Consider the following 6,857-nt stretch of genomic DNA (forward strand, 5'->3'; position numbering starts at 1 on the left):
GGAAAGCCCGGATGGTGGGGTGCCTTCGGTCTACGGGGTTGTGAAGGAGCAGCGGGGGCCGGTGGCCTTGGCCAGCCGGAGATCCAGGGTGGCAAGCTTGGCGTCCAGCGACTCGGCGAGCGCCACGTACCAGCCGTCGTACGCGGTGATGTTCTCCCGCAGCTCCCACACCCGGGTGGCGAACGGCTCGTAGGCGAACAGTTCGACCCGTAGGCTCAGCAGGTCCGCGTGGGCCAGGGCGGCGGTGTCCGCCGAGATCTCACCGGCCAGGGCGGCCCGCCGCAGCACATTCGTGACCTCCACCGGCATGAGATGAGGCGCGGCCAGGTCATCGGTGGCAAGCAGGTGGTCCGCCCAGGTCCCGACCGGGCCGCTGTCGACGAGTGCCGCGACCACGAGACCGGAGTCGACGACGAGGGTCATCTGCGGTCGGCGTCATGGTGGCCGAGGATCGACTCGACCGACAGGTGGCTGCCAACGCGTTGCTTGCGGTCACGGACCCGTGTGAGCAGCACCTCCGCGTCCGGCCGCCGGGCCAGTTCGATCAACTGGGAGCGCAGGTACTCCTGGAGGGAACGGCCGCTGAGCGCGGCCCGCGCGGCGAGTTCGTCACGGGTCCCGTCAGGGACGTCCCGAATCGTGATTGCGGTGACCATAGCAGCATTCTGCTGCTGGAAGCAGCGGATAGCAAGCGGCTGGCGTATGCCTGCAGACGTCTCGTCGGTGGTCCGCCGGGTCTGTCGGTGAGTTTCTGCTGTGTCCGTCGGTGTGCGATACGGGGATCTTTATCGGACAGGCTGATCGTGTTCTCGGCCGGCCCGGGCGGGGCCGGGGGAGGCAATCGGTTGGGCAGCCGCTGGTCCGCCTCGTTAAGGTCGTGACCGTGAGCAGCTCAGCCAGGATTTCCGACTCCGCCGGCTCCGCCGCCGGCCCAGCCGTCGACTCGGCCATCGATCCCGTCATCGACACGTTGTGGGAGAACCCCGACGTGTCCGAGACGCCGGACGGCCGCGACGTGTACGACGTCGTAGTCGAAGCGGTCAGCCTGTTGGACGCAGGGAAGGCGCGGGTCGCCCACGTCACCGACACCGGTGACGTCGTCGTGGACGAGCGGGCCAAGCGTGCCATCCTGCTCGCCTTCCGGGTCCTGCCGATGGCCGAGTCCGCCGCCGGGGACTTTCGCTACCACGACCGGGTGCCGTTGAAGACGTCCTTCGACGGGGTGCGGGTGGTGCCGGGCGCGATCGTCCGCTGGGGCGCGTATGTCGAGCCCGGCGCGGTGCTCATGCCGAGCTACACCAACATCGGCGGATACGTCGGGGCCGGCACCCTGGTCGACACCTGGGCGACGGTCGGCTCCTGCGCGCAGATCGGCCGTCGGGTGCACCTGTCCGGCGGCGTCGGCATCGGCGGGGTGCTGGAGCCGCCGAACGCGAAGCCGGTGGTGGTCGAGGACGACGCGTTCATCGGCAGCCGGTGCATGGTCGTGGAGGGCGCGCGGGTGCGTCGCGGCGCGAAGCTCGGCGCGGGCGCGATCCTGACCGCGTCCACCCATGTCTTCGACGCGGACACCGGCGAGGAGTACCCCCGGGGCGAGATCCCCGAGCGGGCGGTCGCGGTCGGGTCCAGCCGGGTGAAGTCGTTCCCCGGCGGGGACTACGCGCTGCCGTGCGTCCTCGTGCTGCGGACCCTCGCCGAAGGCGAGATCCACGACAAGCTCGCGCTCAACGACGTCCTGCGGGAGCACGGTGTCGCACCCTGAGCCGGGGAGGCGAGGCAACGGGGAGAGATGCCGACGAGGGAGACGAAGCGACGGGGAGACGAAGCGACGTGAGCCCGGGCATGCGCCTTGATCTGAGCCTGTCGGCGACGGAGCTGACCCGCGCTGTCGTCGATATCCCCTCGCCGAGCGGGGCCGAGAGCACGCTCGCGGACGCGGTCGAGGAGGCCCTGACCGGCCTCGGCGGGCTGCGGGTGGACCGTGACGGCGACGCGGTCGTGGCCCGGACCGGGCTGGGCCGGCAGACCCGGGTGCTGCTCGCCGGGCATCTGGACACCGTCCCGGTCGCGGACAACCTGCCCAGCCGGCTGGTGGACGGGCACCTGTACGGATGCGGGACCTCGGACATGAAAGCCGGGGTGGCCGTGATGCTGCGGCTGGCGGCCGCTCTCGCCGGCTCAGCCGCGCCCGCTGGGCCCGCCGGCTCCGCTGGTGTCGCTTCGTCCGCATGGTCCGGGGGCTTCGTTCCCGCGCACGACGTGACCTGGGTCTTCTACGACAACGAGGAGGTCGACGCCGTCCGCAACGGCCTGCGCCGCCTGGCCGCGAACCACCGGGACTGGCTGGACGCCGACCTCGCGCTGCTCCTGGAGCCGACATCGGGCGAGATCGAGGCCGGCTGCCAGGGCACCCTGCGGGTGGCCGTCACGGTGCCGGGACGCCGGGCGCACTCGGCCCGGTCATGGCTCGGGGAGAACGCGATCCACCGGGCCGCGCCGTTACTGGAACGGCTCGCCAGCTACCAGCCGCGGACGGTGACGATCGACGGCTGTGTGTACCGGGAGGGCCTCAACGCCGTACGGATCACCGGCGGAGTGGCCGGCAACATCATTCCGGACGCGTGCGAGGTCCTGGTCAACTACAGGTTCGCTCCGGACCGTGATGTCATCCAGGCGCTCGGTCACGTCCGGGAGGCCCTGGACGGGTTCCCGGTCGAACTGACCGACAGCGCGGCCGGCGCGCTGCCCGGGCTGACCGCGCCGGCCGCGGCCGCGTTCGTCCAGGCGGTGGGGCGCACGCCCGTCGCCAAGTACGGCTGGACCGACGTGGCCCGGTTCGCCGCCCTTGGCATCCCGGCGCTCAACTACGGCCCGGGTGATCCCAACCTTGCCCATACCCGGGACGAACACGTCGCGCTGGGGCTGATCGACGCCGCCGAGGACGTGCTGCACCGCTATCTGGCCGGGCCGGCCGCCGGCCGCGGGCGGCGGTGAGCGCGCCGGCGTCATGACGCGAACCCGTCGTAGGGGGATCGCTGTGGGAGGGGCCGGAGCGGGAAGGGCTGGAGCGGGAAGGGCTGGAGCGGGAAGGACCGGCCGTGCGCATCAGCGGGTGATGCCGGCAATACCCGGGACGAGACCGGCGCGCAGCGCGTCGATGATCGGTGTGGGTATGCCGGTCGAAGCCGCCCAGGCCAGGACACCGCCGTTTCGTGACCGCAGCAGGTCGAGGAACATGTCCATGGTCCGGGCCTGCAGCAGTGCCGGGCCGAGCCCGGCCGGGCTCGACGCGCCGTACAGTGGATTCTGCTCCAGCCGGGCGGCGATGTGGTGCGCGTGGTGGTTGCTGCGCAGGAAGTCCCGCGCGATCTCGTCGTTCCTGACCCCGACCAGGCTCAGGAGAATAGCCGCTATGAGACCGGTCCGGTCCCGGCCGGCGGCACAGTGGAAAAGGACGGGGACGTTCCTGTCCAGGGAATCGGCGATGATGCCGAAAACCTTCCCGATGGTGGCTGAGCCTTCCATGAGGTTCTTGTAGTAGCCCTCGGCGAGCGCCGCGGGATCGCGGCCGTCGGGAAACGGCTCCCGGCCGATCCGGCCCTCCGGCATCACGGAGAGATGGTATGTCTCGAGTTCCGGGAAGATGCGCTGGTCCTGCAGCCCGTCACCGTCGGCCTCCTCGGCCGTCCGCAGGTCGATGATGACACCGATTCCCGCTGCGTCCAGGAGATAGCCGCGGTCGCTCGCCGACAGGCCGTGCAGCGCGTCCGACCTGAACACGAGCCCGTGCCGGGTGGCCTGCTCGTCGTGCAGCGCCAGTCCACCAAGATCCCGGAAGTTGAACAGGCTGTCGAACTCGAAGGACACTGGCCGGCCCCCTCGACATGTATAAAAAGATCTTGCCGTCCGGTGGCAGAAGTGAATCCTACCCCAGGCCCGGGGCCCGCGAGGTGTCCGTTGAAATCACATCCGGCAACAAGTGGTGGGCGGAGGGCCCGGAATATGTCATGACCCGACGGCGCCGGGGAACGGCCGTCGGCTGCCCGTTGCCTTCGTGCCGGGCGCCGGAGGTACGCGCCGTGGCCGGCCCGGCCTCGCGGCAGGGCCGGCCACACGCTGGGCGCGGCCGGCGGGGCGGGCGGTATCCCGGTGCCTGGTAATCAGAGCGGATCCGGCCCGTGACGACATACGGGATTCACGTCCACAACAATTCCATAATAACTGGGCCGGAATAGGCGGCGAAGTGGTGGCACCGTAACGTCCGGGACAGGTGTCGGGAATCGGGCGGCCCCGTCCTCGTGACGGGCTCCGGTGGCCCCGGGAGGCGATCGCCGGAACGCGGGAGGCCCGTTCCGGGCGCGGGGCCGCGCCGTGTCCGCAACGTCGCTACGCGAGAGCCCGGCGCGAGACGGCGAGGTCGCGGGTGCCGCGGATCGCCGCCACCGTCTCCAGGATCTTCCGGGTCGGTGCCACCTGGTGGGCCCGGAAGATCCTGGCGCCGAGCCACGCGCTCACCGCGGTCGCGGCCAGGGTGCCTTCCAGCCGCTCCGTCACGGGGCTGTCGAGGACCTCGCCGATGAAGTCCTTGTTCGACAGGGCGACGAGCACCGGCCATCCGGTGGCGGCCAGTTCCGGCAGCCGGCGGGTCGCCTCCAGGGAGTGGCGGCTGTTCTTGCCGAAGTCGTGCCCGGGATCGACGATGATGCCCTCGGGCCGCACGCCGAGCGCCCTGGCGCGTTCGGCGAGCCCGGTCGTCGTGGCGACGATGTCGGCGACCACATCGTCGTAGGTGACCCGGTGCGGGCGGGTACGCGGCGGCTGGTGCCCGGCGTGGGTGCAGACCAGGCCCAGCCCGTGCTCGGCGGCGACCTCGGCGAGCCGGGGGTCGGCGCCGCCCCACGCGTCGTTGAGCAGGTCGGCGCCCTCGGTCGCCACGATCCGGCCGACCTCGGCGCGCCAGGTGTCCACACTGATCACGATGTCGGGGTGCCTGGCGCGGACCAGCGCGACGAACCCGCCGACCCGGCGCAGCTCCTCGGCGGTGTCGACATCCTCACCGGGAGCGGCCTTGACCCCGCCTATGTCGATGATCCGGGCGCCTTCCGCGACCGCGCGCTCGACGGCGGCCAGCGCCTCGCGCTCGCCGTAGGTGGCGCCCCGGTCGAAGAAGGAGTCCGGCGTCCGGTTGACGATCGCCATGATCACCAGGTCGGACGGGTGGAACGTCGACGAACCGAGCCGCAGGTCGCCACCACAGCCCGCGGGGAACACCGGGAGAGGGGCATCCGGTGCTCCTGGCGTACCGGCGGTCCCGACGTCGGTGGGCATCCGGGCCAGCTTAGCTGGTCACCCGTCCACGGACCGCCGCGCGGCCGAGGGGCAGGGGCCGCCGGCCGGCTGTGGGCAGGGGCCGCCGCGCATCGCGGACTTCCCCGAGCAGCCCGGCAACGGCGGCAAGCGCGCGGAAGGGGTGGCACATGCGGCGGGACTCCGCCAGCCGTGTAACGATCGTTGGGTGTTGCTCGCTGTCGAGATCGTGGTTGTCGCCGCCATCGTCTTCGCTGTCGCGGCCCTGGCGGTGGGCAGGTTCGACCGGTTGTCGCCCGCTCCGCGCGACGCGGCTGACCAGCGCCTGCCGTCACCGACGATGTCCGCGGACGATGTGGCCGGTATCCGGTTCGAGATGGCGCTACGGGGATACCGGATGGCCGACGTGGACGCGGTGCTTGCGCGCCTTGCCGGCGAGCTCGCCTGGCGTGACGCCGAACTCGCGCGGCGGGACGAGGAGATGGTGCGGCTGGCCTCCTTCGCCCGGCTCGATCGCTACCCCTGGCCCGCCCGGGGCGCGGACCAGGATGGCTGGGGCAGCCAGGCCGAGGGCCCGGATGTCACGGGCACCCGCCAGCCGACGGACGCCGCCGGCATACGGCGTCTGTCGGGCACACCGGACGGCCCGCACGGCCCGCTGCCCGCGCCGCCGCCGGGCTGACGCCTGCCAGCGCCGTGCCTGCCGGCGGGCTGCTGGCGCCCCGCCAGGCCCTGGCGGCGGCGTGGCGTGTTGTGCTGCTGTTGTGTCGAGCCGCGGCGGGTGGCGTGCGGGCGACACGGCGGTGACTTTCCCGTCGTCCACGGTGTCCTTATCGTTGGTGTTGGTTCGAATCGTGTTCGTGTTGGCGGTCCGGGGGTGCCTTTGGTGGTTTGCGGACCTGTCAGCCTGTGTCTGTTGTGGCGCTGCGGGGTGACGTGTTTCGGTTCCCGGCCTGTTCTCCGGGATAATCGCTGGTGGTAGCAGGTCCGACGGCAGGAAGAGGTGCACCGATGGCGGCCATGAAGCCGCGGACGGGTGACGGTCCGCTCGAGGTCACCAAAGAGGGGCGCAGCATAATCATGCGCGTCCCGCTCGAAGGGGGTGGCCGTCTCGTGGTGGAGCTGTTGCCTGACGAAGCGAAAGATCTTGGGGACGCCCTGAAGTCGGCGGCCGGCTAAGCGTGCGCAGCCAGCGTGCCTGACGTTGTGGACAGTGGTTGGGCTGCTGCCCGTCCGCCGATTGTGAGGCCGTGGGCCGGCGCCCCGCTGGACGCCGGTGCCCCGGTGCTGGCTTTGCTGACCCTCCCGCCGGAGAAGGCGGGTGCGTTCGCGGTGGTCACCCCGGCCGGGCGCGCGGTCGGCGAGTCCCTCGGCATCGATCTTGATCTTCTGCTTGCGGGGGAACGCGCCAGCGGTGACCAGGGCGAGGTGATCGCCATCCCGCTGGGGCGTGCTGCCGGCCCGCGTAAGCTGCTGCTGGTGGGGGCCGGCAAGCGGGACGCGGCGGCGTGGCGGGCCGCCGGTGCCGCGCTGGCCCGCCGGGCCGGGCC

Annotated in this window: 9 protein-coding genes; 5 read left to right on the top strand and 4 right to left on the bottom strand. The window is 71.6% G+C overall.

The window, feature by feature from the left end; translation table 11 throughout:
• Positions 1-30 precede the first annotated feature (30 nt).
• On the bottom strand, positions 31-423 hold the full coding sequence (locus NBW84_RS09125; protein WP_250283596.1) for a type II toxin-antitoxin system VapC family toxin: 393 nt from the start codon (positions 421-423) through the stop codon (positions 31-33).
• Positions 420-656 carry a FitA-like ribbon-helix-helix domain-containing protein gene (locus NBW84_RS09130; protein WP_250283598.1) on the bottom strand — a complete coding sequence of 79 codons (237 nt, stop codon included), beginning with the start codon at positions 654-656 and terminating at the stop codon, positions 420-422. Before NBW84_RS09130 ends, NBW84_RS09125 begins: the two co-directional genes overlap by 4 nt.
• A gap of 227 nt (positions 657-883) precedes the next feature.
• Here NBW84_RS09130 and NBW84_RS09135 point away from each other — a divergent pair, with 227 nt between their 5' ends.
• Both NBW84_RS09135 and dapE read left to right on the top strand, forming a co-directional pair.
• On the top strand, positions 884-1,762 hold the full coding sequence (locus NBW84_RS09135) for a 2,3,4,5-tetrahydropyridine-2,6-dicarboxylate N-succinyltransferase (RefSeq protein ID WP_250283600.1): 879 nt from the start codon (positions 884-886) through the stop codon (positions 1,760-1,762).
• A gap of 80 nt (positions 1,763-1,842) precedes the next feature.
• Complete coding sequence (gene dapE, locus NBW84_RS09140) at positions 1,843-2,994, top strand: succinyl-diaminopimelate desuccinylase (protein WP_250283602.1); 1,152 nt, start codon at positions 1,843-1,845, stop codon at positions 2,992-2,994.
• Between the two features lie 111 nt (positions 2,995-3,105).
• Here dapE and NBW84_RS09145 read toward each other — a convergent pair whose 3' ends face one another.
• Together NBW84_RS09145 and folP are read right to left on the bottom strand one after the other, a co-directional pair.
• Positions 3,106-3,867 (bottom strand): tyrosine-protein phosphatase, encoded by a 762-nt coding sequence (locus NBW84_RS09145; RefSeq protein WP_250283604.1) that lies wholly within the window; start codon positions 3,865-3,867, stop codon positions 3,106-3,108.
• 519 nt (positions 3,868-4,386) lie between these two features.
• Entirely contained in the window at positions 4,387-5,199 is an 813-nt protein-coding gene (gene folP / locus NBW84_RS09150; RefSeq protein WP_445548256.1) for a dihydropteroate synthase, read from the bottom strand.
• 316 nt (positions 5,200-5,515) lie between these two features.
• Between folP and NBW84_RS09155 the strand changes: the two genes are divergently transcribed.
• From NBW84_RS09155 to NBW84_RS09165, 3 genes are all read left to right on the top strand, one after another.
• Entirely contained in the window at positions 5,516-5,989 is a 474-nt protein-coding gene (locus NBW84_RS09155; protein WP_250283607.1) for a DivIVA domain-containing protein, read from the top strand.
• 329 nt (positions 5,990-6,318) lie between these two features.
• Positions 6,319-6,486, top strand: coding sequence for a DUF3117 domain-containing protein (locus NBW84_RS09160; protein WP_013872340.1), 168 nt, complete (start codon positions 6,319-6,321; stop codon positions 6,484-6,486).
• Positions 6,487-6,591: 105 nt separating this feature from the next.
• Positions 6,592-6,857: M17 family peptidase N-terminal domain-containing protein (locus NBW84_RS09165; protein WP_445548675.1), on the top strand; the 266-nt coding region annotated here is incomplete at its 3' end.

The organism is Protofrankia sp. CiP1_Cm_nod2, assembly GCF_920664355.1.
GTDB lineage: Bacteria > Actinomycetota > Actinomycetes > Frankiales > Frankiaceae > Protofrankia.